Origin of the sequence: Stenotrophomonas sp. CFBP 13725, assembly GCF_014841935.1 — a bacterium.
GTDB lineage: Bacteria > Pseudomonadota > Gammaproteobacteria > Xanthomonadales > Xanthomonadaceae > Stenotrophomonas.
Window position 1 is genome coordinate 454,037 of record NZ_JACYUV010000003.1, and the last position, 26,829, is coordinate 480,865.

The 26,829-nt window shown below is 65.9% G+C and carries 23 protein-coding genes and 1 tRNA gene; 13 read left to right on the forward strand and 11 right to left on the reverse strand.

Features of this window, described 5'->3' with window-relative positions:
* Window positions 1-15: 15 nt before the first annotated feature.
* From tolR to IFT65_RS08095, 8 genes are all read left to right on the forward strand, one after another.
* Window positions 16-441: a protein TolR gene (tolR, locus tag IFT65_RS08060; RefSeq protein ID WP_188324731.1), complete on the forward strand. Its 426-nt coding sequence runs from the start codon at window positions 16-18 to the stop codon at window positions 439-441.
* Window positions 431-1,495: a cell envelope integrity protein TolA gene (tolA, locus tag IFT65_RS08065; protein WP_192081021.1), complete on the forward strand. Its 1,065-nt coding sequence runs from the start codon at window positions 431-433 to the stop codon at window positions 1,493-1,495. The genes tolR and tolA overlap by 11 nt, the downstream gene beginning before the upstream one ends.
* Window positions 1,496-1,672: 177 nt before the next feature.
* Window positions 1,673-2,992 (forward strand): Tol-Pal system beta propeller repeat protein TolB, encoded by a 1,320-nt coding sequence (gene tolB / locus IFT65_RS08070; RefSeq protein WP_188324729.1) that lies wholly within the window; start codon window positions 1,673-1,675, stop codon window positions 2,990-2,992.
* 64 nt (window positions 2,993-3,056) lie between these two features.
* The gene (gene pal, locus IFT65_RS08075) at window positions 3,057-3,572 is read left to right on the forward strand and encodes a peptidoglycan-associated lipoprotein Pal (protein ID WP_188324728.1); all 516 of its coding nucleotides are present in this window, start codon (window positions 3,057-3,059) and stop codon (window positions 3,570-3,572) included.
* A gap of 3 nt (window positions 3,573-3,575) precedes the next feature.
* Entirely contained in the window at window positions 3,576-4,394 is an 819-nt protein-coding gene (gene ybgF, locus IFT65_RS08080; RefSeq protein ID WP_192081022.1) for a tol-pal system protein YbgF, read from the forward strand.
* A gap of 76 nt (window positions 4,395-4,470) precedes the next feature.
* Complete coding sequence (gene queE / locus IFT65_RS08085; protein ID WP_192081023.1) at window positions 4,471-5,169, forward strand: 7-carboxy-7-deazaguanine synthase QueE; 699 nt, start codon at window positions 4,471-4,473, stop codon at window positions 5,167-5,169.
* 74 nt (window positions 5,170-5,243) lie between these two features.
* Window positions 5,244-5,909, forward strand: a complete 666-nt coding sequence (queC, locus tag IFT65_RS08090; protein ID WP_192081024.1) for a 7-cyano-7-deazaguanine synthase QueC — start codon at window positions 5,244-5,246, stop codon at window positions 5,907-5,909.
* 114 nt (window positions 5,910-6,023) lie between these two features.
* A tRNA-Lys gene (locus tag IFT65_RS08095) sits at window positions 6,024-6,099 on the forward strand.
* Window positions 6,100-6,145: 46 nt separating this feature from the next.
* Here the strand turns inward: IFT65_RS08095 and IFT65_RS08100 are convergent.
* The gene (locus IFT65_RS08100; RefSeq protein ID WP_192081025.1) at window positions 6,146-6,382 is read right to left on the reverse strand and encodes a hypothetical protein; all 237 of its coding nucleotides are present in this window, start codon (window positions 6,380-6,382) and stop codon (window positions 6,146-6,148) included.
* Window positions 6,383-6,672: 290 nt separating this feature from the next.
* On the opposite strand from IFT65_RS08100, the gene IFT65_RS08105 reads away from it, so the two are divergent.
* On the forward strand, window positions 6,673-6,972 hold the full coding sequence (locus IFT65_RS08105; RefSeq protein WP_223202892.1) for a hypothetical protein: 300 nt from the start codon (window positions 6,673-6,675) through the stop codon (window positions 6,970-6,972).
* Between the two features lie 45 nt (window positions 6,973-7,017).
* Here IFT65_RS08105 and yghX read toward each other — a convergent pair whose 3' ends face one another.
* Window positions 7,018-7,905 (reverse strand): YghX family hydrolase, encoded by an 888-nt coding sequence (gene yghX / locus IFT65_RS08110; RefSeq protein WP_192081026.1) that lies wholly within the window; start codon window positions 7,903-7,905, stop codon window positions 7,018-7,020.
* 67 nt (window positions 7,906-7,972) lie between these two features.
* Entirely contained in the window at window positions 7,973-8,392 is a 420-nt protein-coding gene (locus IFT65_RS08115; protein ID WP_188324722.1) for a response regulator, read from the reverse strand.
* Window positions 8,393-8,767: 375 nt separating this feature from the next.
* On the opposite strand from IFT65_RS08115, the gene IFT65_RS08120 reads away from it, so the two are divergent.
* A complete protein-coding gene (locus tag IFT65_RS08120; protein WP_192081027.1) occupies window positions 8,768-9,097 on the forward strand; it encodes a zf-TFIIB domain-containing protein in 330 nt (109 codons plus the stop codon).
* Window positions 9,098-9,118: 21 nt separating this feature from the next.
* Here IFT65_RS08120 and IFT65_RS08125 read toward each other — a convergent pair whose 3' ends face one another.
* The 6 genes from IFT65_RS08125 to IFT65_RS08150 form a co-directional block, all read right to left on the reverse strand.
* A complete protein-coding gene (locus IFT65_RS08125) occupies window positions 9,119-9,634 on the reverse strand; it encodes a GNAT family N-acetyltransferase (protein WP_192081028.1) in 516 nt (171 codons plus the stop codon).
* 72 nt (window positions 9,635-9,706) lie between these two features.
* Window positions 9,707-10,645 (reverse strand): copper resistance protein B, encoded by a 939-nt coding sequence (locus IFT65_RS08130; RefSeq protein WP_192081029.1) that lies wholly within the window; start codon window positions 10,643-10,645, stop codon window positions 9,707-9,709.
* Window positions 10,642-12,420, reverse strand: coding sequence for a copper resistance system multicopper oxidase (locus tag IFT65_RS08135; protein WP_249405082.1), 1,779 nt, complete (start codon window positions 12,418-12,420; stop codon window positions 10,642-10,644). The genes IFT65_RS08130 and IFT65_RS08135 overlap by 4 nt, the downstream gene beginning before the upstream one ends.
* Before the next feature lie 89 nt (window positions 12,421-12,509).
* Window positions 12,510-12,881 carry a CopL family metal-binding regulatory protein gene (locus IFT65_RS08140; RefSeq protein ID WP_192081030.1) on the reverse strand — a complete coding sequence of 124 codons (372 nt, stop codon included), beginning with the start codon at window positions 12,879-12,881 and terminating at the stop codon, window positions 12,510-12,512.
* A 114-nt stretch (window positions 12,882-12,995) separates the two neighbouring features.
* Entirely contained in the window at window positions 12,996-14,804 is a 1,809-nt protein-coding gene (gene recQ / locus IFT65_RS08145; protein WP_192081031.1) for a DNA helicase RecQ, read from the reverse strand.
* Between the two features lie 715 nt (window positions 14,805-15,519).
* A complete protein-coding gene (locus tag IFT65_RS08150; protein WP_223202890.1) occupies window positions 15,520-16,083 on the reverse strand; it encodes a Dps family protein in 564 nt (187 codons plus the stop codon).
* 89 nt (window positions 16,084-16,172) lie between these two features.
* Between IFT65_RS08150 and hrpA the strand changes: the two genes are divergently transcribed.
* Window positions 16,173-20,261, forward strand: coding sequence for an ATP-dependent RNA helicase HrpA (gene hrpA, locus IFT65_RS08155; protein WP_192081032.1), 4,089 nt, complete (start codon window positions 16,173-16,175; stop codon window positions 20,259-20,261).
* Between the two features lie 51 nt (window positions 20,262-20,312).
* On the opposite strand, the gene IFT65_RS08160 is transcribed toward hrpA, so the two are convergent.
* Window positions 20,313-20,825, reverse strand: coding sequence for a hypothetical protein (locus IFT65_RS08160; RefSeq protein ID WP_188324714.1), 513 nt, complete (start codon window positions 20,823-20,825; stop codon window positions 20,313-20,315).
* Window positions 20,826-20,978: 153 nt separating this feature from the next.
* Between IFT65_RS08160 and IFT65_RS08165 the strand changes: the two genes are divergently transcribed.
* Window positions 20,979-23,132, forward strand: a complete 2,154-nt coding sequence (locus tag IFT65_RS08165; protein WP_192081033.1) for a RelA/SpoT family protein — start codon at window positions 20,979-20,981, stop codon at window positions 23,130-23,132.
* 30 nt (window positions 23,133-23,162) lie between these two features.
* Window positions 23,163-24,725, forward strand: a complete 1,563-nt coding sequence (locus tag IFT65_RS08170) for a hypothetical protein (protein WP_192081034.1) — start codon at window positions 23,163-23,165, stop codon at window positions 24,723-24,725.
* Between the two features lie 2 nt (window positions 24,726-24,727).
* Here the strand turns inward: IFT65_RS08170 and IFT65_RS08175 are convergent, their stop codons facing one another.
* Window positions 24,728-26,827: a glycosyltransferase gene (locus IFT65_RS08175; protein ID WP_192081035.1), complete on the reverse strand. Its 2,100-nt coding sequence runs from the start codon at window positions 26,825-26,827 to the stop codon at window positions 24,728-24,730.
* Window positions 26,828-26,829: the final 2 nt, after the last annotated feature.

The window sequence follows — 26,829 nt, forward strand, 5'->3', positions numbered from 1 at the left end:
ACCGAGGAGCCCGCCATGAGTGCTATCGGTCGCCGCAAGCGTCGCAAGCTCAAATCTGAAATCAACGTCGTGCCGTACATCGACGTCATGCTGGTGTTGCTGATCATCTTCATGGTCACCGCGCCGCTGCTGACGCTGAGCTACGACGTCGACCTGCCGCGTTCCAATGCCAAGGCACTGGACAGCAAGCAGAACCCGATCATCGTGGCCGTCCGCCAGGATGGCCAGCTCAGCCTGAAGCTGCCTGATGACAAGGAGCCCAAGGCCATGGGCGCCGAGGAGCTGCAGGCGCGGCTGGGCGGCATCGTGGCGCAGGACAAGGACGTGCGCGTCATCCTGGCAGCGGACCGTGCCGTCGCCTACCAGAAGGTGATGGATGCCATGGACGCGTTGAAGCGCGCGAAAGTAGAAAAGCTCAGCCTGGCCAGCGATGCACAGTGACGCCCTGCCACCGCCGCGCAAGGAAGAGAATGACTGGGGTTGGCCGGTTGGCCTGGCCCTGCTCATCCATCTGCTGCTCGCACTGATCTTCATCGTGGCCTGGCTGTGGTCGCCCGAGCGCTCCACTGATGCGGCCGCCGGCGATCCCGGCGTGCAGGCTGAGATGGCATCGGCCGCTGAAATGTCCGAGGCGCGTCAGGCGCTGCGCCAGTCCGAACGGCTGGAGACGCTGCCGGAGCCGATTCCCGAACCCATTGCCGAGCCCGAGCCGGTGCCGGAAGACACCGTGCCGCCGCCGCAGCCGTTGCCCGAACCGCGCCCGATGGATGCGCCGACGCAGCAGCAGGCCCAAGCGCAGGAGCGCGTCGCGCAGCCGGACAAGGTTGACCAGGATGCGGTCAGCGCGTTGGCCATTTCGCAGGAAAAGGCCAAGCAGGAGCAGGAGGCCAAGCGTCGTCAGGAGCAGATCGATCTGACCGAGCGCAAGCGCCAGGAAGAGGCCGAGCAGCGCGCCCGACTGGCCAAGCAGCAGGAAGCTGACCGGCAGAAGAAGATTGCCGAGGATGAGCGCAAGGCCAACGAGACCAAGGCAGAGGCGGAGAAGCAGAAGAAGATCGCCGACCTGCGTTCACGCCGCGAGCAGGCCGAGAAGGAAGCGAAGCTGGCTGAGCAGCGGCTGCGCCAGGTCGCTGCCGCGAGGAATGCAGCGGCGGCCAGCTCGAGCGCCAGCGCCAATTCCACTGCGCAGCCGGCAGGTGGCGCGGGCGGAACCAGTGACGATCTGACCGCCAAGTACGCCGCGGCGATCCAGGCCAAGGTGCAGGATGCCTGGATCCGTCCGGAGAACATCGCCAGCGGCCAGCGTTGCCAGATCGTCATCACCCAGCTGCGTGGCGGCCGGGTGCTGTCGGCCAAGGTCGGCGCGAACTGTCCGTACGATGAGGCCGGCAAGCGCTCGATCGAGGCGGCGGTACTCAACGCGCAGCCGCTGCCCTATGCCGGCTTCGAGCAGGTGTTCAACCGCGAGCTGATCCTCAACTTCCGCCCGGATTGAGTGCCCCGGTAGTGACGGTCGCTGGCCGTCACAGGCTGCGGCCCAGCCTGTTGACGGCCAGCGGCCGTCATTGCCGGTGAGCAGCGACCTTGCTTTCACATGGGTCTGGTTCATGATTGCGAAACCATTCACCTCCATCCTGCTATCCCTCGCTGTGGTTCTTCGACTGAGCATTCCATGAAAAAGATGCCCCGCTGGTTCGTCGCGTTCGCGGCTTTGTTGCTTCCCTTCGCCGCGCTTGCGCAGCAGAAGGGCCTTGAGATCGATATCGTGGGCGGTAGTGCCTCTGCCACGCCGGTCACCGTGGTGCCGATGCCCTACGAGGGGTCGGCCGCTGCGCCGCAGACGGATGTAGCGTCCGTCATCCGTGCCGACCTGGACCGGTCCGGCCAGTTCCGCACCCTGCCCGAAGCCCAGATCGTCGAGAAGCCCACCCGCGGCGCGGACATCCAGTTCCCGACGTGGCGCGCGCTGAAGCAGAACTACATCGTGGTCGGCCGCGTGCAGGATGCCGGTGCCGGTGCCTACCGCGTCGAATACGAACTGTATGACGTGCCGAAGGGTGAGCGTCTGCTCGGCTTGGCAATGACCGCCCGCGGCAACGCGATGCGCGATGTGGCTCATCAGATGGCCGATGCCATCTACGAGAAGATCACCGGTGTACGCGGTGCCTTCTGGACCCGCATCGCCTATGTCACCGCCAGCGGTCGCGGCGATGCCATGCGCTATGCGCTGATGGTGGCCGACTCGGATGGCTACAACCCGCAGACGATCGTGCGCTCTGCCGAGCCGCTGCTCTCGCCGTCGTGGAGCCCGGATGGCGGCAAGCTGGCCTACGTGAGCTTCGAGCGTGGCAATTCGGCGATCTACATCCAGAACATCGCCACCGGCGCGCGTGAGCTGGTCACCAGCTTCCGCGGCATCAACAGCGCCCCCGCGTTCTCGCCGGATGGCCGCAAGCTGGCCCTGACGCTTTCGCGCTCGGGCAACCCGGAGGTCTACGCGATGGACCTGGGCAGCAAGCAGTTGACCCAGCTGACCAACCACCTGGCCATCGATACCGAGCCGACCTGGTCGCCGGATGGCAGCGCGGTGTACTTCACCTCCGATCGCGGTGGTCGTCCGCAGGTCTATAAGGTCTCCGCCAGTGGTGGCAGCGCAGAGCGCGTGACTTTCCAGGGCAACTACAACGCCAAGCCGTCGGTCTCCTACGATGGCAAGAAGATCGCCGTGGCGCAGGGCTCGGGGAACAGCTACAAGGTCGCGATGATGGACAGCTCGCTGGGCTCGCCGCGCTGGAGCACGCTCTCCACCGGCTCGCTCGATGAGTCGCCCAGCTTCGCGCCGAATGCCAGCATGGTGCTGTATGCCGCACGCGAGGGTGGTCGCGGTGTGCTGTATGCGGTGTCAGCCGATGCGCGCGTCCGCCAGCGCCTGGTGCTCGCCGATGGTGATGTTCGTGAGCCGGCATGGTCGCCTTACCGTACCAAGCGCTAAAAGAGTGTTAATATTTTCCTAGATTTACCCCATTCACCGGCTTAGGAGCCTCAAAGGTATCGCCATGAACAAGACCACCAACGTTCTGCTTGTTTCCCTGTTGTCCGTGGCCGTCCTGGCCGGTTGCTCGAAGAAAGTGAAGGAAGTCCCGGCCGAAACGACCGCACCGGCGACCACCACGCAGCCGTCGGGTCCGTCGACCTCCGGCCTGTACGGCCCGGGCGACCTGGACACCGACGCTTGCCTGCGCCAGCGCGTTGTCTACTTCGACCTGGACCAGGATTCGGTCAAGCCGGAGTTCCAGGCCATCATGGCGTGCCATGCGAAGTACCTGCGTGACCGTCCGTCCTCGCGCATCACCCTGCAGGGCCACACCGATGAGCGCGGTTCGCGCGCTTACAACCAGGCACTGGGCGAGCGTCGTGGTAACGGCGTGAACTCGGCTCTGGCTGCCAACGGCGGTTCGGCTTCGCAGCTGACCGTGGTGTCCTACGGTGAAGAGCGTCCGGTCTGCACCGATTCGGCCGAGTCCTGCTATTCGCAGAACCGTCGCGTCGAAATCGTCTACACCGCGCAGTAATACATGCGCATCGGCATCAATCTGATGCTGGTCGTGGCGGCAGCCTTCATGGCTGCCGCTCCGGCGTACGCGCAGCGGCAGAGCCTCGCCGACCGCGTTGGCACCATCGAGCAGCAGCTGTACAACAACAGTGCCAACCAGGACCTGTTGAACCAGATCACCGAGCTCCGCCAGCAGGTCCGGCAGATGCAGGGCACGATCGAACAGCTGCAGCACGACAGCGCACAGCTCAAGCAGGGTAACCAGGACGCTTTCCTGGATCTGGACGAACGCCTGAACCGCCTCGAAGGTGGTGCAGCGCCGGTCGTCCCCCCGGCACCCGGCAGCAATGCACCGCTTCCGCCGGTTCCGGCTGTACAGCCACCCGCAGCGGCCACTTCCGAGCGGCCGCCTTCGGTACACGGTGATGCCGGCAGCCTGTCTGTCAGCGGTGATGAGCGCACGACGTACAACGTGGCCTTCGACGCACTGAAGGCGGGCAAGTATGACGACTCCGCGCAGCTGTTCCTCAGCTTCCTGGAGCTGTATCCCAATGGGGTATATGCCCCCAACGCGCTGTACTGGTTGGGCGAAAGCTATTACGCCACCCGTAACTACCCGATGGCCGAGAGCCGGTTCCGTGAACTGATCTCGCGTTATCCCACGCACGACAAGGCATCCGGTGGCTTGTTGAAAGTAGGTCTTTCCCAGTTTGGCGCAGGCCAGGTGGAACAGGCCGAGCAGACCCTGGAAAGCGTCGTATCGCAGTACCCGGGCTCGGACGCCGCGCGCACCGCGCAGGATCGCCTGCAATCCATCCGGCTGGGCCAGCAGATCCGCTGATCGTGCCGCAGGATGCTTCACCAGTAGAGCCGGGCCATGCCCGGCTGCTCTCGTTTAAGAACACCAAGAAATCCGAATGCTCATTACGCCCGCCAACGCCGTCGCCACCCCCAGTGACATCGTTCAGTCGCCTCTGTCGCGACTGAAGATCACCGAGATATTCACTTCGTTGCAGGGCGAAGCGGATACCGCTGGCTGGCCGACCGTGTTCGTGCGGCTGACCGGCTGCCCGCTGCGCTGCCAGTACTGCGATACCGCGTACGCCTTCCACGGTGGCACTTGGTGGGATATCGACGACATCGTCGCCGAGGTGCTCGCGCAGGGCGTGCGGCATGTCTGCGTGACCGGCGGCGAGCCGCTGGCGCAGAAGCGCTGCCTGATCCTGCTGCAGAAGCTGTGCGACGCCGACATGGACGTGTCACTGGAAACATCGGGCGCGCTGGATGTATCCGAGGTAGATCCGCGGGTGTCGCGCGTGGTCGACCTGAAGACGCCCGGTTCGGCCGAGATGGCCCGCAACAAGCTGGAAAACCTGCCGCTGCTGACGGCTCGTGACCAGGTGAAGTTTGTCATCTGCAGCCGCGAGGACTACGACTGGGCGAAGGCCATGGTCGTGGAGCATCAGTTGGCCGAACGCACCATGGTGCTGTTCTCGCCCAGCAAAGGGGAGATCACCGCACGTGACCTGGCCGACTGGATCGTGGCTGACCGCCTGCCGGTGCGCTTCCAGATGCAGCTGCACAAGATTCTGTGGAATGACGAGCCGGGCAGGTAACCGGCCACGTCGCCCTGCAACACCCCGGCGCGGGACAGCGTGCTGGCTCTTTCCCCCAACCGGATGATTCACCCATGAAGAAGGCAGTAGTGCTTCTCTCCGGCGGCATGGACTCAGCCGCCGTCATCGCGCTCGCCCAGGAGCAGGGCTTCGCCGTGCACGCCCTCAGCGTGCGCTATGGCCAACGCCACACCTCCGAGCTGGATGCCGCCGTGCGCGTGGCTGCGGCCCAGGGCGTCATCGTGCACAAGACCGTGGATGTCGACCTGCGCAGCATCGGCGGTTCGGCGCTGACCGCCGACATCGACGTGCCCGAAGCGGGCGGCGAGGGCATCCCGGTCACCTACGTGCCGGCACGCAACACCATCATGCTGTCCCTCGCGCTGGGCTGGGCGGAAGTGCTCGGCGCCAATGACATTTTCTGCGGCGTCAACGCGGTCGATTACTCGGGCTACCCCGATTGCCGCCCCGAGTTCATCGCCGCATTCCAGGCGCTGGCCAACCTGGCCACCAAGGCCGGCGTGGAAGGCGCAGGGATCACCGTGCATGCGCCGCTGCAGTTCATGAGCAAGGCGCAGATCGTCAGCGAAGGCGTGCGCCTGGGCGTGGACTTCGGGCTGACGGTGTCGTGCTACAACGCAGATGCCAGCGGCGCGGCGTGCGGTCACTGCGATGCCTGCCGCCTGCGCGCGCAGGGCTTCACCGATGCCGGTGTGGTCGACCCGACGCACTACGCCTGACGCTGCAGCACAGGGTGAGTGGCGGGGGTCGGGCTTTACGCCTTTACCCCCTTCACCCGGCCGCCTAAATCAGGGTAGAATGCACGCCCTCCGCTGCGAAGCGGGGGCAGCAATGGGCCGTTAGCTCAGTTGGTAGAGCAGAAGACTTTTAATCTTTTGGTCGATGGTTCGAATCCATCACGGCCCACCATTGCAGGCTTCACCATCAAAGCGCCCAAGTGGCGCTTTTTTGTTGCCTACAGGTGATCGAAATCGAAGCCCGACTGCTCAGGCATCCCCGACGAATCGGGCCTGCCGCGCGGCGCCAGATAGTTGATGACCGACCACAGCGCGTAGACCAGCGTCGCTGCGCCCAGCATCCGCGCTGCCATCCGTCGCGTTCGCTGCACGACCTCCACACGTTCGTCCCGGCGGTTCGGCGGCAGCTCACGGTTCTGCACCATCAGCACCACCACCGGGTCGTGCAGTTCCATCACCGGCTTTCCGCTCGGAAGCTGCAGCACGATAGAAGGCCGTCGCATCGCGGGTCCGCTATCGGGGTGATGCGCACCGGGTGTGGCCTCCACGTTGCTTCTCTCGTTGGAAGAGAACACACGTTGGCAGGAGTCGGGTTGGGCGCGCTACCGGAAACCGCGCACCACGCTGAGGATTCGCAGTACTCGCCACTGCAACAAAGAGGGCTTCATGGCAGGTACGGCGTCTCATTCAGAGCTGACATTGCAGGCGAGTATGGTCAAGACTGGTTCGGGAGGACAGCACACAGATGGCGAAGCATGAACGACAGGACATGGCTGAAATACGGTGGTTGAGTTTCAGGTTGCGCAATGGGCAGTCGATCGCACCCGCGAAGCTGCGCGCAGGTTGGGCGGCCGCTGCCGCTGTACCGGGGATCTCGGTCCGCCGTGAAGATATCGAAAGTGGCACCATCGTCTACGCGCTCTATGGGCCGAGCAGCCTCAATGCGCCACAGGTGGCCGAGATGCGCATGCGCCAGTTCCTCATGGACGAAGGCTACACCTTCACCATGGGTACGCTCGGCGCTCGCCCGGGCATCCGCCTGTAGACCCTCACCGCGTGATGCCGGGCCAGGCCCGGCGCACTGCGCTGCTTACGCGAGATAGCGACGGAACCAGGCGAGCGTCCTGTCCCACGCCAGCGTGGCGGCGGCCTCGTCATAGCGTGGCGTGGAATCATTGTGGAAGCCATGGTTCGTGCCGGGATACACGTAGGCCTCGTACGTTTTGCCCGCCCCCTTCAGCGCCGCCTCGTAGGATGGCCACGTCGCGTTGACGTTGTCGTCTTTTTCGGCGAAGTGGAGCAGCAGGGGGGCGTTGATCTTCGTGACATCCTCCGGCCTGGCCTGGCGACCGTAGAACGGCACTGCCGCGTCCAGTTCGGGATACGCCACGGCGGCCGCGTTGGACACCCCGCCGCCGTAGCAGAAGCCGGTGATGCCGACCTTGCCGGTGCCCAGCGCTGAACTGCGCAGGTATTCAATGGCGGCGAAGAAGTCGTTCATCAGCTTCTGCGGATCCACCTGGGCCTGCAGTTCGCGGCCGCGCACGTCGTTGCCGGGGTAGCCGCCCACCGAACTCAGTCCATCCGGTGCCAGGGCAATGAAGCCGGCCTTCGCCACGCGGCGGGCGACGTCTTCGATATAAGGATTGAGGCCACGGTTCTCGTGCACGACCACGATGCTGGGCAGCTTGCCGGCTGCTTTGGCGGGCTTCACCAGATAGCCACGCACCTGGCCATGGCCGTTCGGTGAGGGGTACTGGATGTACTCGGCCACGATGTCCGGATCGGTGAACTGCACCTGCTGGGCAAGCGCGTAATCCGGGCTGAGGGATGCCAGCAGAGTGGTGGCCGTGACGCCGATCACGGCGAACGCTGCCGCACGATCCAGGAAATCACGTCGGCTCAGCCGACCGTGCACGTAGCCGTCGTAGAGCTCCAACAGATCGGGATGGAAATCCTTGGCAGTCAGTCGGGTCATGCGCGTCGCATCCGTTGGCAGGCAGGGAATGCTGAATCTACCACCGCTGGGGCATGGTCTGACGGCCTCAGGCGGCCTGCGGGGTGTCGTGGGCCATGCCTTCATGGGTGTGGCGGAAGCACACCCGGATGGCGTCCAGCAGCTCGCTCATGTTGTACGGCTTGGGCAGGAAGTGGATGCCTTGGTGCAGCAACGGCAGCACCTCGTGCTGGCACATGCCGGAGGTGACCAGAATGGGCAGGCGCGGGAACGCGTCACGCACCCGGTTCGCGGTTTCAATGCCGCTGATGCCGCCCAGGCAGACGTCGGTGAACAACAGGTCGAAGCGTTCGCCGGCATTGAGCAGGCCCAGCGCGGCTTCTGCCGAACTGACACCGACCACTTCGCAGGCCTGACTTTCAAGGGTAAGACGGCTGAGTTCGAGGGTTTCCTCGGAATCTTCGATCAACAGCACGCGCGGCTGGACATTCTGCTTGGACAACAACATGACGCATGACTCCGTACAGCGGGTGGAACAGCTCCGTCCAGGGCTCACGGTCCCCGGCGGCGGGCAGATTATGCGGTCCGCCCCGGTGAGTTCTGCGTGCAGGAATCGAAACGCGGGTGTTACAGCGGGGTGGGGATCACGCATCGCAGGGCATCAAGCGACAACGTGCCACGACGGCCGGCGCGGCAGGGCAGGCAGACAGGACAGGACAGGACGGCTCACCGCGGCGTCCCTGCGGGGGCTGGGATCCACGATCGCGTTGCGGCCCAGCAGGACATGCGCCGGAGGTCGATGTGTCGATGGTCATGCCCGTTGCCATCCAGTCATCACGCGCCGGGTAGAGTGCTGATTCCCTTCCCGGCAGGAGCGCCAGCAATGCTGTGCCCCGTTTGCAAGACCCAGGCGCTGACCATGTCCGAACGCCAGGGCATCGAGATCGATTACTGCCCCCAGTGCCGCGGTGTGTGGCTGGACCGGGGTGAGCTGGACAAGATCATTGAACGTTCGGCATCGGCGCCGGCCGTCCCGCCGCCCGCACCTGTCCAGGCGGCAGTGCCCGCTTACAGCCAGCCGCCGCCGCCGCCGGTAGCCGTGCAGCACCGCGATACGCGTCATCTTGGCCAGAACCCTTACAACCCGCAGGGCCAGCACGGCTACAAGAAGAAAAAGAAGGAAGGGTTCCTGTCCGAACTGTTCGACTTCTGATCGAGCAGCAGGCACGCCGCCCTAAGCGGGGCGGCGCAGGATGAATTCCAGGTCGCGCGACGCGCCCACGATGAAATCGTACTCGCCGACTTTGCTGCAGCCATGACGTGCGTAGAAGCGCTGCGCACCGTGATTCTCCGACCACACGCCCACCCACAGCGTGCGCCGTCGCGGCTGATCCAGCCACGCGAGGAACGCGTCCATCAGGCGCGCGCCGTGGCCGCCGTTCTGGTGGCTGGCCTGAACGTACAGGCGTTTCAGTTCGATGTCGCCCGGCCGTGCCAGCGGGTGCGGCAGGCTGTTGGGGCCGGCCGCCAGATAACCCACTGCGATGCCATCCTCCTCCAGCAGCCACGCGGCGCTGCAGGGATCGGCCAGTTCAGCGCGTTGCGGCATTGGACTGTAATGCGCCTGCAGGAAGTCCTGCAGGTCCTGCGCAGGATACGAGTCGCCGAAGGTTTCGGTGTAGGTCGCGATGGCGATGGTCGACAGCGCGTCGGCATCATCGACGCCGGCGCGGCGCAGGGTGACGGGCATGGGGGCAGGGCAGCAGTCAGCGGGGCCGCAGTTTACTGCCCCGGTGCGTGGCGCGCACCGGGGCGGCATGGATCAGAACCACATCCTGATGCCGGCAACCCAGCGTGTGTCACGCGCGTGGTCGCCCGTGGCCTCGGCATGATCGGCACTGTCGCCGAATCGACGCTCATGGGTGATGCCGATGTAAGGGGCGAAGCGTCGGCTGAACTCGTAACGCAGGCGCAGTCCTGCCTCCGCTTTGTTCACCCCTCGCCCGATGCCTCGCTCTGGCTCATCGCGCGCAGCCAGGGTGGCCTCCAGCATGGGCTGCAGGATGAGGCGGTTGGTCAGAAGCACCTCGTACTCCATTTCGGCCTTTGCCATCACCTGTCCACCTGATCCGAGATACAGCGTTGCCGCCGTTTCGAACTTGTACGGTGCCAGGCCCTGTATACCCAGCGCCGCCCAGCTGCGTGAGGGTCCGGTGTCGACGTCCTGCTTCATGCCGGCCACCACGTCCCACCACGGTGAAACGCTGCGGCCGTACAGCAGCTCTACATCCGCCGTGCCGGTGCGCCCGCCGCTGCGCTCGCCCTCGCTGCGAAGCCACAGGCGGTTGATGTCACCACCGATCCAGCCACTGGCCTCCCACGCTTGGCTGCTGCCGTGGCGACCTTCCCCGTGCTCCAGGCGGTCCACGCGCAGCAGGCTGTTGACGGAAGGTGCATGCTGCATGGCATCGTGGCGGATGGGCGGAAACGCGGCCGCCCGATCCGCATCGGTCACGGCGGGGATGGGAACGCGCGGTTGTGCGGGCGCGGCCTGCCTGTGCGCGGCCGCTGTCGAGTCGCCCCCCTGCTCATGCGCTGTGTCCGAATGGACCATCGAGGAATGGTCCATCGTGGAGTGGTCCATCGCAGCGGCGGGTGGCGCGGCAGGGTGGTCATGCGAGTGCGATTGCGCCATCGCGGCAAACGGGGCCAAGGCGATGAGCGTCAGCGCGCTGCGCTGGAGGGCCGTATGCAGGCTCATTCTTCGATCCTCACTTCGCGCATCATGCCCGCTTCCATGTGGTACAGCAGATGGCAATGGAAGGCCCAGCGGCCCAGTGCATCGGCCCGCACGCGGTAGCTGCGGCGGGTGCCCGGTGGCATGTCGACGGTGTGCTTGCGCAGGTGGAAGTTACCCTGCGCGTCCTCGACGTCACTCCACACGCCGTGCAGGTGGATGGGATGCTGCATCATGGTGTCGTTGACCAGCACGATGCGCATGCGCTCGCCATAGTTGAGCCGCAGGGGCTCGGCACCGGCGAAGGGGATGCCGTCGAACGACCAGGCAAACTTCTCCATGTTGCCGGTGAGATGCAGCTCGACCTCGCGGCCCGGCTCGCGACCATCGGGGTCATCGAACAGGCTGCGCATCGCGCCGTAGGTCAGTACCTCGCGGCCATTGTCGCGCAGGCCGATCCCCGGATCGTCGAGCTTCGGGTCGGTCGCGCTGCTTTGCATGTCCACCAGTGGATTGCCGCGTTCGCTGGCCGGGTGTGTCACGGCGGCCGCCGTCGTGCCGTGCGACGCGTGCGCGCCGTGGTCCATGCCGGCCATGTCGTGGTCCATCCCGGCGGCCGCACCATGACCCATGCCGTGGCCCATGTCGGCCATGGTCAACAGCGGGCGCTGATCGCGTTCCGGCACCGGCGCCTGCAGGCCATGGCGCACGGCCAGCGTACCGGCGGCGAAGCCGGTGCGGCCCATGTCCTGGCAGAAGATCGTGTAGGCATCCTGGCCGCTGGGCTCTACCAGTACGTCGAACGTCTCTGCAGGCGCTATGCGGAACTCGTCGATGCTGACGGGATGGATGTACTGGCCGTCGGCCGCGACGACCGTCATCTTCAGACCGGGGATGCGCACATCGAAGTACGTCATGGACGCGCCGTTGATGAAGCGCAGCAGTACTTTCTCGCCACTGCGGAACAGCCCGGTCCAGTTGCCGGCCGGCGTTGTGCCATTCATCAGGTAGGTGTACGTGTGCGCGTTGACATCGGAGATGTCGGTGGGGGTCATGCGCATGCGCCCCCACATGCCACGGTCAGACAACGCCGCGCTCCAGCCGTCGCGACGGACATCGCGCACGAAGTCGGGCAGCGTCCGCTTGTAGTAGTTGTCATGCTCGGCCAGCTTCTTCATGCGCCGGAACAGTGCACCGGGATCCAGGTCGGTCCAGTCGGAGAGCAGGACGACATGCTCGCGATCGAACGTGTAGGGCGGCGGCGCAGCGGGATCGATGATCAGCGCACCGTACAACCCGGCCTGCTCCTGGAACATCGAATGGCTGTGATACCAGTAGGTGCCCGACTGGTTCAGGGTGAAGCGGTAGTGGTAGGCCTCGCCGGGCGCGATGCCGTTGAAACTCAGGCCCGGCACGCCGTCCATGTTGGCGGGCAGCAGGATGCCGTGCCAGTGGATCGAGGTGGGATGGTGGGCCAGCGTGTTGCGCACGTGGATGTCGACGGTCTGGCCTTCGCGCCAACGCAGGACCGGGGCCGGCAGGCTGCCGTTGACCGTGATCGCCGGGCGGGTCCGGCCGGTGAAGTTCGCGGCTGATTCGCCGATGGCCAAGTCGATGCGGGAGTGGCTGAGCACCCGTGGCGCACCCGCCAGACCCGGCCCCGCCGCCGCGAAGGCGCGCGGCGTGATACCCGCCGCGGCGATGCCGGCGACCACGCCACCGGCCGCCAGCCCCTGCACGAACAGGCGGCGCGACGGCATCGCGGGCAGGCGCCCGCTGTAAGAAGAAGAAACACTCATGTTGGAAACTCCAGACGCAGGAGGTCACCGGCCGTGCCCTAAGGGCAGCGGGCCAGCGTCGAATCACGCTCGGGGCGTGCGCGTTGGACTCAACCGATGGGAGGACGTTGGATGCGCTGCAGCGAGGGCGTTGGAATATCCGTGGCGTGCTGCGGGAACGGGCCTGCATCGGCAGGTGCCACAGGCAACAGCAGTGCGCCCGTAGCCGCCAGCGCAGGCTGTTGAGCGCATGCACGCAGGCAGTCCTTCAGCTTGCAGTGACTGTCGTCGATGGGCGCCTGCAACTGGCTGGCGCGCGACTCTGCGGCCATGTCGGCGTGCGTGTGGCACGGCGGCGCCGTCCTGGCTGCGGTGTCAGCCGTCGCGGGCATGGCTTGGGCACTGGCCATGGCGACGTTCAGCCCGTTGAACAGCAGACTGAGCATCAACACTACGCGCAGCAGGGTGGAGGCAACGGACATGGGCGTACTTTAGCGGGAACCGACGGCGGCTGCAGCCTCGGTCTGAACGGTCGGTTCAACGCTGGACCCGCACCAGGGCGGTGATGGCCGCGCGTTGTCAGTGCTGCTGGGGCATCACCCTTCTTCGCGCACCACGTCGATCAGCTTGGGGCCATAGCGTGCGAGCTTGGTACCGCCGATGCCGCCCACGCGGGCCAGCTCGTCCAACGAGGTCGGCCGTTGTTCGGCGATGTTGCGCAGCGTGCTGTCATGGAAGATGACAAACGCTGGCACGTTCTGCTCGCGCGCCAGCTCGGCGCGCAGCGTGCGCAGTGCGTTGAACAGCATCAGGTCCTGCGGCAGCACCGACAGACCGCTGCCGCTGCGCGGGGTGCTGCGTTCGCGGCTGCTGCTGGGCGCGCTGTCACGCCGCATGCTGATCTGCCGCTGGCCTTTGAGTACGTCCCGGCTGGCATCGGTGAGGCGCAGGCCGCCGTGGCCGGCGGTATCCACCTCGAGCAGGCTGGTCGCCACCAACTGCCGGAACACGCTGCGCCAGGTGCGGCTGTCCAGGTCCTTGCCGATGCCGTAGGTACTCAGTTTTTCGTGCCCGCTCTGGCGGACTTTCTCGTTCTCGCTGCCACGCAGGATGTCGATCAGATGGCCCACGCCGTAGCGTTGGCCGCTGCGATACACGCAGCTAAGCGCCTTCTGCGCGGGGACGGTGGCGTCCCATGCGGCAGGCGGGGTCAGGCAGTTGTCGCAGTTGCCGCAGGGTTGCGGATAGGTCTCGCCAAACCCGGCAAGCAGCACCTGGCGGCGGCATTGCATGGATTCGCAGTAGCCCAGCAGGTGGTCCAGCTTGGAACGTTCAAGCTGCTTGCGCTCCTCGCCTGCTTCGGACTGCTCGATCATCTGCTTCAGCAGCACCACATCGCCCAGTCCGTAGCAGAGCCAGGCCTCGGCCGGCTCCCCGTCGCGGCCGGCGCGCCCGGTTTCCTGATAATAGCCTTCCATCGACTTGGGCAGGTCGGTATGGGCGACGAAGCGCACGTCGGGTTTGTCGATCCCCATGCCGAAGGCGATGGTCGCGCACATCACGATGCCGTCTTCGCGCAGGAAGCGGCGCTGGTTGTTGGCGCGCACCTCTGCGGGCAGACCGGCGTGGTAGGGCAGCGAGGTGAAGCCTTGGCTGGACAGGAACTCGGCGGTTTCCTCGACCTTGCGCCGGGACATGCAGTAGACGATGCCGGCCTCGTTGCGGTGGCTGGCCAGGAAAGCGGTCAACTGCTGCCGCGCGTTGTCCTTCTGCACGACGGTGTAACGGATGTTCGGCCGGTCGAAGGAGCTGACGAAGTGGCGTGCCTGGGACAGGTCCAGGCGCTCGGCGATCTCGCGTTGGGTGGGCGGATCGGCGGTGGCGGTCAGGGCCAGCCGCGGAATCTCCGGCCAGCGTTCGTGCAGCACGGTGAGCTGGCGGTATTCGGGGCGGAAGTCGTGGCCCCACTGCGATACGCAGTGGGCTTCATCGATGGCGAACAGGGCGATGCGGCTGCGCGAGAGCAGGGACAGGAAGCGTCCGGTCAGCAGCCGTTCGGGGGCGACATAGAGCATGTCGAGGTCGCCGGCCAGCAGGTCGCGCTCCACGCGGGCGGCGGTTTCGCCATCCAGGGTGGAATTGAGGAATTCAGCGCGCACGCCAAGCTGGCGCAGGGCTTCGACCTGGTCCTGCATCAAGGCGATCAGCGGCGAGATGATGATCCCGCAGCCGTCGCGCAGCAGCGCGGGCACCTGGTAGCAGAGTGACTTGCCACCGCCAGTGGGCATCAGGACAAGGGCGTCATGGCCGGCAGCGACGTGCTCGACGATGTCCCGTTGCGGGCCGCGGAAGTCGTCGTAACCAAAGACGCGGCGGAGCAGCTCGTGCGCGGGACTGGAAGGCATCCCGATAGTTTACCCCGTCGGGCGACTGCAGGTTTACCGGCAACGGCAACGGCAACGGCAACGGCAACCGCAACGGCAACGGCAACCGCAACGGCAACGGCAACGGCAACGGCAAAAGCAACGGCAACGGCAACGGCAACCGCAACGGCAACGGCAAAAGCAACGGCAACGGCAAAAGCAACGGCAACGGCAACGCCAAAAGCAACGGCAACGGCTGCAGGGCCTTGGGTTGGCGGGGCGGGGTGGGTTGGCGGGGGACGGCAAAAACTGCATCCATGCGGGCCTTGTTTCGCGCCATCCATGGCGGGGTCCACGTCATCGCATTCGCGCTGCCGCTCCCACGCTTTGCTGCGCAAACCGTGGGCCCCGTCTCACCAGCACCCACACCCCCCCGCCTCCCGGCCGCCCCTGGCTCAGGGGCTCCCTCCACCCGACGGGATACCGGTAGCGCCGACCCATGGTCGGCGAGCGCAGCGGGCCGTTGGCGGGCACATTCCGCCGAGCACGGCTCGGCGCTACCGCGGCAATCCTCGCCATCCAGCCGCGTGCAAGCCCCCTTTGTTAAGGGGGCGCGCCGAAGGCGGGGGGATAGGAGGAATGCGCGGGCAGGAGCCGGGCGGCGAAGCCGTTCGGCTCCTGCTAAGGGGGCGCGCCGAAGGCGGGGGGATAGGAGGAATGCGCGGGCAGTAAAACAAAGGGGCCTCGCCCCGTCGTTTTACTGCAGGAGCGAACGCAGCATCCAGGCGTACTTCTCGTGGGTCTGCAGGCGCTGGGTCATCAGGTCTTCGGTGGGGGCGTCGTCGGCGTCGTCCGCGACGTCCAGTACCTGGCGGGCGGTGCGGCAGACCGCTTCGTTGGCGACCACCAACTGGCGTACCATCTCACGCCAGTCGGCGCTGTTGGTCAGGCCCGCTTCTTCCGGGATGGAGGTCAGCGCGGCGAACTCGCGGTACGAACCGGGAGCATTGAAGCCCAGGGCGCGGATGCGCTCGGCGACTTCGTCCAGTGCGGCCCACTGTTCGGTGTACTGCGTTTCGAACATGGTGTGCAGCGAGTTGAACATCGACCCGGTCACGTTCCAATGGAAGTTGTGGGTCTTCAGGTACAAGGTGAACGCATCCGCCTGATAGCGCGAGAGGCCATCGGCGATCTTCTTGCGCTCTGCTTCCTTGATCCCGATATCAATGCCAGGTGCCGACGGGGCGGCATCGGCCAGCTTCTGCTTGCCGGTTTTTTCCTTGGCCGCCGGGGCCTTGGTGACACTCTTGGTCTTTGCCATGGGGACGTTTCTCCTTGTGGGTGAGATGATCTCTACGATAGACCAGAACTAATGACTGGTCGCTTTCAAAAAATCAAACGAATCGATTGATGAAGTCTATTGAAAAAAACCAGGCGTCCAGCCTGCGCGATCAGCGGGCCGCCCTCGACGGCGCCATGACCCGGGACCGCTCGCGATTGCTCGCGCTGTTGTCCCGTTGGCAGGCGAAGCCGGGCGACGCTGGCCTGAAGTCGGCCTTCGAACAGGCGCTGCAGGCCTCGTTGCAGCGCCGGCAGGCGCGTGCCCGGCAGAAACCGGCCATCACTCTGGACCCGCAACTGCCTATCGCGCGTGAAGCCGAGGCGATCACGGCGCTGATCCGCGACCACCAGGTTGTCGTGATCGCCGGTGAGACCGGTTCGGGCAAGACGACCCAGCTGCCCAAGCTGTGCCTGGCCGCGGGCCGCGGAGAGGCTGGCATGATCGGGTGCACCCAGCCGCGGCGGATCGCCGCACGGGCGGTGGCCACCCGCGTCGCCCAGGAGCTGAAGAGCGAGCTGGGCCAGCTGGTCGGCTATCAGGTGCGCTTCAATGACAAGGTCAGCGAAGAGAGCCGTATCAAGTTCATGACCGACGGCATCCTGCTGGCGGAAATCGCCAGTGACCGGTGGTTGTCGCGCTACGACACGATCATCGTGGATGAGGCGCACGAGCGCAGCCTCAACATCGATTTCCTGCTGGGCTATCTGAAGCAGCTGCTGAAGAAGCGTCCGGACCTCAAGCTGATCGTGACCTCGGCCACCATCGATACGGGTCGCTTCGCCGAGCACTTCGACAATGCGCCGGTGATCAGCGTCGAAGGCCGTACCTTCCCCGTGGACGTGCGTTACCGGCCGCTGGAAGGCGAGGGGGAAGCGCAGGGCGAGCGCACGGTCAACGATGCGATCGTCGGTGCCATCGACGAGATCACCCGGCTGGACGCGCGGGGCGATGTGCTGATCTTCCTGCCCGGCGAGCGCGAGATCCGCGATGCCCACCAGTCGCTGGAGCGTCGCAAGTACCGCCAGACCGAGGTGCTGCCGCTGTATGCGCGGCTGTCCAACCAGGACCAGGACCGGGTATTCAATCCGGGTCCGAACCGTCGCATCGTGCTGGCGACCAACGTGGCCGAAACCTCGTTGACCGTGCCACGTATCCGCTACGTCGTGGATCCGGGGTTCGCCCGGGTCAAGCGCTACAGCCCGCGGCAGAAACTTGATCGCCTGCACATCGAACCGATTTCGCAGGCCAGCGCCAACCAGCGTAAAGGGCGCTGCGGGCGCGTGTCCGAGGGCATCTGTTACCGCCTGTATGCCGAGCCTGATTTCCTGGCCCGGCCGGAGTTCACCGATCCGGAAATCCGCCGCTCCAGCCTGTCCGGGGTGATCCTGCGCATGCTGCAGCTGGGCTTGGGTCGCATCGAGGACTTTCCGTTCCTGGAGGCGCCGGACGAACGCGCCGTGGCCGATGGGTGGCAGCAGCTTGCCGAGCTCGGCGCGGTCGATACCGAGCGGCGCCTGACGGCAGTGGGACGGCAGATGGCGCGGCTGCCGGTGGACGTCAAGCTGGCCCGCATGCTGGTCGCAGCGCAGGCGGCCGGTTGCCTGAAGCCGATGCTGGTGATCGCATCCTTCCTCGGGATCCAGGATCCGCGGGAGCGTCCGCCCGAGGCGCGCGGTGCGGCCGATACGGCGCATGCGCAGTTTGCCGATGGACGCTCTGAGTTCGTGGGTGTCCTGCGATTGTGGGATGCCTACCGGCAAGCCCACGAAGACATGACGCAGTCCAAGCTGCGCGACTGGTGTGGGCGCAACTTCCTAGGCTTCCTGCGCATGCGCGAGTGGCGGGAGCTGCATCGACAGCTGCGCCTGCTGTGCGAAGAGCTGGGGTGGGCGGAGGAAGGCAACGAGGCCTCGATGGCGCCGTTGCTGGCCGGAAGCAAGGCGCCCCCCGCGAGCACCGACGACGCCACGGCGATCAAGGCGACGCGCGGCCAGTTGCACCGCGCCGCGCGGCTGGCACGCGAGGGCAAGCCTGCCGAGCAGGCGCCTGCGCCGGTGGCGGCAAGTGCCCGCAAAGACCAGGCGCCAGAGGGCGGCGGATTCAGCGAGCGTGCACGTGCCGCTGCCTACCAGACCCTGCATCGCGCGCTGATCGCCGGCCTGCCCACGCAGATCGGCCACCGCACGGAGAAAGGCGACTTCCAGGCCCCACGACAGCGGCGCTTCCAGCCGTTCCCGGGGTCCACGCTGGCCAAGCGGCCGCCGCCGTGGCTGCTCGCCGCCACCTTGCTGGACACCCAGAAAATATGGGGCCTGACCAACGCGTCGATCGAGCCGGACTGGGTGATCGCCGAGCTGCCCCATCTTCTGCTGCGTCGACACTTCGATCCGCATTGGTCGCGCGCGCAGGGTCAGGTGCTGGCGTCGGAGCAGATCAGCCTGTTCGGGTTGGTGCTGGCCCCGAAGAAGCCGGTGCATTACGGGCGCATCGAGCCGTCCGAAGCGCACGACATCTTTGTCCGTCAGGCGTTGGTGACCGGCGAAATCAACACCCGCGCCAGCGTCATCGCCGACAACCAGAAAGTGCTGGAGCAGGCGCGCGAAGAGGAGGCCAAGCTGCGGCGTGCCGGGATCGTCGCCGACGAAGGCTGGCAGGCGCGCTGGTATCTGGATCGCATTCCGTCGGAAATACATTCCGCCGCGGGGCTGGATGCATGGTGGAAGAGTCTGTCGCCTGCGCAGCGCCATGGCGTGAGCTGGTCACTGATCGACCTGCTGCCGGGCGAGGGCAGCGAGGAGGACCGGTTCCCGAAGTACTTGTCGCTGGGCGATGCACGGCTGCCGCTGCACTACCGGTTCGAGCCGGGAGCGGACGACGATGGCGTGACGCTGGACGTACCGTTGCACCTGCTCAATGCGTTGGACCCGGTGCAACTGGGCTGGCTGGCGCCCGGTTTCGTGGCCGACAAGGCCACCGGGTTGATCCGCAGCCTGCCCAAGGCGATGCGGCGCAATTACGTGCCCGCACCTGATTTCGCACGTGCGTTCGCCGAAGCATTCCCGCAGCCCAGCGCCGATGACATCCGCGGTGAGCTGGCGCGCTTCCTGTCGCGTGCAACCGGTGCGTCCGTGGCGCTCGTCGATTTCGACCTCGACGCAGTGGACACGCACCTGCACATGAACCTGCGGCTGCGCGACGAGCACGGCAAGGTGTTGGCCACCTCACGCGATCTGGATGGTCTGCGCGCCCGCTTTGGCGAAAAGGCCGGGCAGGCGTTCGCGGCGCGTGCGGGCCGTGACATGGCGGAGGAGGGGCTGCGCGAGTTCCCCGCCACGCCCATTCCCCTGCAGGTTCCCGGCGAGGCGGGCGTGCCGGCTTACCCTGCGCTGGTGGACGAGGGGGACAGCGCCGCGCTGCGCATCTTCGCCGACCGGCAACAGGCGGCTGACGCGCATCCGAAGGGCGTGCGGCGCCTGCTGGAGATCGCATTGGGCGAAAAAACCAAGCAGGCCCGCAAGCAGCTTCCCGTCTCCCCCAAGACCGGCCTGCTGTATGCCGCCATCGAATCACAGGAACGGCTGCGAGGTGACATTGTCGATGCAGCGATGAACGCGGTGCTGGCCGATGGCCTGGCCGACATCCGCGATCCCCAGGCGTTCGCGCAGCGACGCGACAGTGCCATCAAGACGCTGTTCGGCGAAGCGATGGAGCGCCTGAAGCTGGCCGAATCCATCCTTGGACTGGTGGCGGAACTGAAGCCGGCGCTGGAAGCACCGTTGATGGGGTGGGCGCGCGGCAACCTCGATGACATGGAGCGGCAGCTCGCAGGGCTGGTGCATGCCGGTTTCCTGCGTGAAACGCCGGCCGACGCGCTCGCGCAGTATCCGCGCTACCTGAAAGCCATGCTGCTGCGCACCGAGCGGGCCAAGCGTGATCCCCCGCGAGACCAGGCCCGCATGCTGGAGCTGCATCCGTTCCTGGAGGCCTTGGAGCAGGGTCGCGGAAAGCGGCTGCAGGACCGGCCGCAGTGGCAGGCACTGCGTTGGGACATCGAAGAACTGCGCGTTTCCCTGTTTGCCCAGGAGCTGATCGGGCGCGGCGGTATTTCGGCGAAGAAGGTGGCGCAGCGCGCGGCCGAACTGCAGAAGCTGGGCTGACGCCAGGGCGTTCGGCCATGGCGCACACGTACTGCCTGAGGTGAAGCGGTGTTACTTGACCCGCTTCACCTTGGCGCGGGTGTTGACGCCCGGGATCTGCAGGAACCAGGCGCCGCTCACGGACGGGGCGATGGACACCTCAGCATCCTGGCGACGCACACCGGCCAGCGTGGCGCCGTCGGTCTGCTCCCAGCTCTGCCCGTTGGCGAGCACGTAGACGCGCCCTTGGGCGAATCCGCGGAACTCGCCCGGCAGCACGCTGACGATCGGCTCGCGGCTGCCAAAGTCGAAGAAGCCGCGGTTCTTCTCCACGACCTCCTTGCGGCCCTCTTCGCGTGCCACTTCCACCGCCGCTGCGGACGCGGCTTCGACCTTGCCCTGCAGCCAGCGGTTGAGCGCGCCCAGTTCATCGCGGCTCAATTTGTCCAGGCCGGCCGCCTTGAACTCGGTGGCGCTCATCTGGTTCTGCAGGTCGCCTTCAACCACGCGTTGCGCCAGCGCGGTGGACGATACGGCCAGCAGGGCGAGCGTACAGACGAGCAGGCGGGGGGATGGCAAGGACATGCGGCTTCTCCGTTGGATGGCTGGATTGTAGGGCAGGCGGTCATCCAGATGCGGCATCAGCAGATGCGGCACCGTTACGTACGGGGTCATTGTCCCTGAACGGGTGCGGCGCTAGTGTAGGTCGTACCTGTCTCAATCGTGATCTTCATCGTAGTGAACCGTGCTTCCGTACCCGGGCTGGATGCCTTGTTGAACCGCCCTTCCGCCGCCGTGGTCCCCGCGTCCCTGCGCGAGGCCTTGTTGGCGCAATCGAGCACGACAGACGCACACGGTGAGGGCGCGGCCAGCTGGTCCTTGCTGGGCGACACCTTCGACGCGCTGGCCCTGCTCTCGGCAGATGAGAGCGCGCTGGTGGCTGCGCTGCTGTTCGATCTGCCGAGCCTGCGGGCAGGTATCACGGCGCTGCCGTTGTCCCACCCCGCGGCCGTGCACGGTCTGCTGGATGGCCTCGATGCGGCCGATCAGGTATGGGCGCTGCACGCAGGTCGCGAGGCGGGGCGCAACAGCGAGGGCCTGCGTCGCCTGCTGCTGGCGATCATCCAGGACCTGCGCGTGGTGCCGGTGCTGCTGGCCCGCCAGTTGGCGCGCATGCGCGCCGCCGACAAGCTGGATGAAGAACAGCGCCGCGCGCTGGCCCAGCTGACGCGGGACATCCATGCGCCGCTGGCCAACCGCCTGGGTATCTGGCAGTTGAAGTGGGAGCTCGAGGATCTGGCGTTCCGCTACCTGGAGCCGGACACCTATCGCCGTATCGCGCGCGAAGTCGATGAAACACGCATCGCACGCGAGCGCTATGTCGAGAACGTCAAGAAGCTGCTGCAGCGCGATCTTGCGGCCAATGGCATCAAGGCGGAGGTCAGCGGCCGACCCAAGCACATCTACAGCATCTGGCGGAAAATGCAGAAGAAACGGCTGTCCTTCGATCAGCTGTATGACATCCGCGCGGTGCGGGTGATGGTCGAGGACGTGGGCGCCTGCTACGCCGCGTTGGGCGTGGTGCACGCGCTGTGGGCGCCGGTACCGAGCGAGTTCGACGACTACATCGCGCGGCCCAAGGCCAACGATTACCGGTCGTTGCATACGGCCGTGGTCGGACCGGAAGGACGCACCATCGAAGTACAGATCCGTACCCACGACATGCATGCGCAGGCCGAGCTGGGCGTCGCCGCGCACTGGAAATACAAGGAAGGCGGCAAGGGCGCGGAGAAAGCGTTCGACCGCAAGATCACCTGGATGCGGCAGTTGCTGGAGCAGGCCCAGGACGCACCGGGCGGCGAGCTGGCGGGCGCGTTGGACGCCGAACTCACCGAGGACCGGGTGTATGCGCTGAGCCCCAAGGGTGAAGTCATGGACCTGCCGCAGGGCGCCACACCACTGGACTTCGCCTACCACGTGCACACGATGGTCGGGCACCGCTGCCGCGGCGCCAAGGTCAACGGGCGCATCGTGCCGTTGACCTACCGCCTGCGCAGCGGCGACCGGGTCGAGATCCTGACGGCGAAAGAGGCCGATCCGCGCCGTGACTGGCTGTTGCCGGCCAATGGCTACCTGGCCAGCAACCGCTCGCGCGAGAAGGTGCGCAACTGGTTCCACAAGCTCGATCGCGCGCGCAACGTGCAGGCGGGGCGCGAATTGCTCGAGCGCGAGCTGAAGCGGTTGGGCCTGGGTCAGGCCGATCTGTCCAGCGTGCTGAAAAAGTTCCACGCCGACAGCAATGATGACCTGTACATCCAGGTGGCATTGGGCGACACCGGTCCCAACCAGGTCAGCCGCGCCCTGCTGGAAGCCGAGCGGGCCGCCAACCAACCGCCCGCCCCGCCGGCGTTGCCACGCCCGACGGCGCGACGCGAAGGCCTGGGAAAGAGCAACTTCACCGTGCAAGGGGTAGGCAACCTGCTGGTGCAGTTGGCCCGCTGCTGCCAGCCGGTGGCAGGCGAGCCGATCGTCGGTTACCTGACCCGCAGCCGCGGCGTCACCGTGCACCGTGCCGACTGCGCTGCCTTGGCGCGTCTGTCGGCTGCCAGCCCGCAACGCATCCTGCCGGTGGAGTGGGGGCGTGCAGGCAGCGGTTACGAGGTGGATGTGGTGGTCGATGCGGTGGACCGGCGTTGGCTGTTGAAGGACATCACCAACCTGATCGCGCAGGAAGAGGCCTATGTGCTGGATATCCACAGTGACAACGTCCGCGACAGTGGACGTGCGCACCTGCGGCTACGCCTGAAGGTCACTGACTTCGACCAGCTGTCGGCGCTGCTCGGCAAGATGGATGCCTTGCCGGGTGTCATGCATGCGCGGCGGCTGGGATGAGTTTCACGCTGCACCGGCTACGCTTGGCGCATGCACCGACCTCATCGCTCCGACAATCCGCATGCCCATGAGGCACTGGCGCGCGTGCGCCGTGAGGGGCGGTGGTGGTGGTTGCAGGCACGCCACACGCGTCGCATCTGGCGCTGGGCGCTGCTGGGAGCCGTGGTGCTGTTCGTGCTGCTGGCGGTGTTCCGCCGGCCGCTGGCGGACTGGTTCTGGGCCGAGCCACGCATCGAACAACTGATAGAACAGGGCGACCACGCCCTCGCGGCCGGCCGCCTGAGCGCGCCGGACGGAAGTGGCGCGCGTGAGTACTACCAAGCGGCGCTGGCGCTGGACAGCGATCGCGGTGCCGCCCGCGCCGGACTGGCGCGTACCGGTGATGCGGCCTTGCAGGCCGCACGCAGCGCACTGCAGCGCAATGCGCTGGACACGGCGGCGGAGGCGCTGCAGTTGGCACGCCAGCTGCAGGTGCCGCAGGCACGCAGCGATGCCATCGCCTTGCAGCTGCGTGAGCGGCGGGCGGCAGGGGCCGGGCTGGACGCATTGCTGCAGCAGGCGCGCACTGCGTTGGCGGCACACCGACTCGATGGGGATGCCGATAGTGCGTTGCCGATCGTCCAGCAGGTGCTTGAGCTGCGCCCTCAGGAACTGGCAGCGCTGGAACTGCGCGAGGATGCACTGAGCGACCTGCTGCTGCAGGCCAGGCAGGCGAGTGGGGAGGGCGAGGTGGTGCAGGCCGCCGATCTGGTGCGGCGTGCCCGCGGGTATGACCCCGGGCATGCCGATCTGCCTGCCAGCCAGGAGGCGCTGTCCCGCGCGCTGGAAACGCGCGTGCGGGCGACCGCCACGGCGCTGCGCCGGGGCCGCCTGGATGCGGCGGTAACGCAGTTCGCGCCGGCACTGCAGGCAGCGGCGGACGACGCGCTGGTCGCCGCAATGCGGGAGCGGATGGTTGCCGAGCTGCTGCAGGACAGCCGCGCGCGTGCTGCAGATTATGACTTCACCACCGCCCTGCAGCGGATCGACCAGGCTGCCGTACTTCGAGGCTCCCCCCGCGAGCTGGCATCCGCCCGGCAGGACCTCGAACGCGCTCGTGCGGCCCGCCATGCCATGCCACAGGCAAGCGGGGCCGGTACCGTGGCAGGAAAACGCAGATTGGACCGTCTGCTGTCCCAGGTGGCCGAGGCAGAATCCGAAGGACGTCTGATCTCTCCGCCGGGCGCCAGTGCCTACGACGCACTGCGTGAGGCGCAGGCACTCGCACCGGGTGATCGCCGCGTGGCCGCGGCCGCCGCACGCCTGCTGCCTGCCGGGCGTCAGTGCTTCGAGCAGGCATTGATGCAGAACCGGGTGGAGGCCGCAGGGGCGTGCCTGCAGGCATGGCAGGCGTTGGCCCCCGGGGGGGCCGGCATTGCCACGGCCAGGAACCGACTCGCCCAGCGCTGGCTCGCGGTTGGCAGCGAGCGCTTGGGGCGGGGCGACCTTGCCTTCGCCGAACATGCCGCCGCCCAGGCACGGCAGCTGCAGCCTTCACTGTCGGAGCTGACGGCCTTCGAGGCACGGGTGCAGCAGGCTGCTGGAGGGCGTTGAGGTCAATCGAAGAAAGTGCGACGGATTCCTTCCCGTGCGGCCTCCATCGAAAAGTGCTCTGTAACATTCGCGAGCCCACCTTCCGCCAGACGCTGCCAGAGGACCGGATCGCTATAGAGGCGTACGACCGCAGCCGCAAATGCCTCCGCGTCATCGGCGACCAGAGCATCTACTCCATCCACCAGGTGCATCCCCTCCACCGCACATGAGGTCCCCACCACGGGTTGGCCGTGGGCCATGCTCAGGTTGATTTTGCCCTTGACGCCGGCGCCAAATCTTAGCGGCGCTACAGCAATGCGCACGCTCGCCATGTAGGGCACTATGTCCTCGACAAACCCGTGCATTCTCACCCCCGGCTGTTGGCCAGCAAGGTCGAGCAGAGCGTTCGGTGCACCGGCCCCAATGCAGTGAAGTTCAACCGTAGGTAAGGCACGGCGAATCCTTGGGAACACGTCGGAAATAAACCATTCCATGGCGTCCAGATTCGGTGGATGACGGAAGCCTCCCACGAATACAAGGTCAGCCCGCTGAGCAAATGGCTCCCCTGGCCCCGCCACCTCATGCAGATTTGATATCAGCTCTACGTGGACGCCCGGTGCGTCCTGTTGAAGGTGGTCTCTTTCGGCAACGCTGACGAGAAGCGTGACATCGCAGCGCTGCATCACCTGAAGTTCGCTTAGACGTGTGCGTTCTGCGTTTCGCCGCATTGCAACATCCCCTGCGATCTGGGCGCCACGGCGTTCCCGCAGGTAGTGAAGATCGACGGTGTCGAACACGCGGCGGGCACAAGGCGCGAACTTCTCAAGCAGTGGAAGACATTCTTTGGCAAGGTGGTGACGTACCATCATGACCACGGCGAAGCGAGGCCCATGCACGCGTAGCCAACCAGCGATGCTGTGCAGATAGGGTGCATACCAGACCTCAACACCCATTTGTTGCAAAGCCTCGGTAGCTTGCCCGCCGTGCTCCCGTCTGGTGGGTACGAATACTACGTGCGCACCATTTTCGATCAACAATCTGATCAGATTGAACTGGCGAAGCGAAGCAGAATCGCGCTCCGGTCGTGGTACGTCCTCGTCAAGAATCAATATCTGCCGCTGGCCGGAGTGGAGGGCTCCAGGAGATGGGACTGTGCCGACAGGAAGTTGCTTCTGAAGATCGGTGGTCCACTTTTCCGAAAAACGCTGTTGGTTGCGCACCTGATAGGACTTCACGCCAGCGCGCGTGTCGGTGCCATTGCTGGTGCCTTCGTCGTGGATAACCCGACTATGCGGTTGAACCAGGACCCGGCGTCCCATCGCACGAACCTGGAACGCCAGATCCGTATCCTCGTAGTAAGCCGGCCGATAGCGAAGATCGAATCCCCCAATGCGGTCCCACAGCTCCCGCTGCACCATCATTGCTGCGCCGGAACCGTAGTCGGTATCGCGCAGGCTGGCAAAACGAGGGTCATCGGCGGATTCGAATCGGCCATAACTCCAGCCGCTACCGTCGGCGAATATGATGCCACCAGATTCCTGCAATCGGCCGTCCGGGTAAAGCAACTGTGCGCAGACAAGTCCTGCGTCAGGCAGCTTTTCAAAAACATCGAGCAGTGCGTCCAGCCATCCTGGTTGAGGCACCGTGTCATTATTCAACAGGGCAACGTACTGCCCTCGAGAACGTCCGACGCCGTCGTTGCACGCTTCTATGAATCCTCCGTTGACAGCTCGCTTTTCATAGCGGAGGCCAGCAACGTTGGGCAGCTGCTCCGGAGTGGCATCTGTGCTTCCGTCGTCGATGACAAGAACTTCACAGGCGACTCTTGGCGGATGTGCGGCCAGCGCACGCAGGCAGGCGAGCGTATGATCGATATGGTTGTAGACGGGAATGACAATGCTGACGACAGGCTGCGCGCTGAACGGTAGACTGAATGTCTGAAATGCTGCATTCGGTGGCATGTAAAGAGCGCGCATGGGCGGCCCAGCCGCAGGCCTCGCGTGAACCGTCACCCGCTGCCATGTAGCACGCCATCCCCGTGCACGCAGGCTTGAGCCGGCCCGTCGTGTCAGTCCAAGCAGACGATGCAGGGTTGAAAGGGCCTGGGCCCACGATATGGTCACTC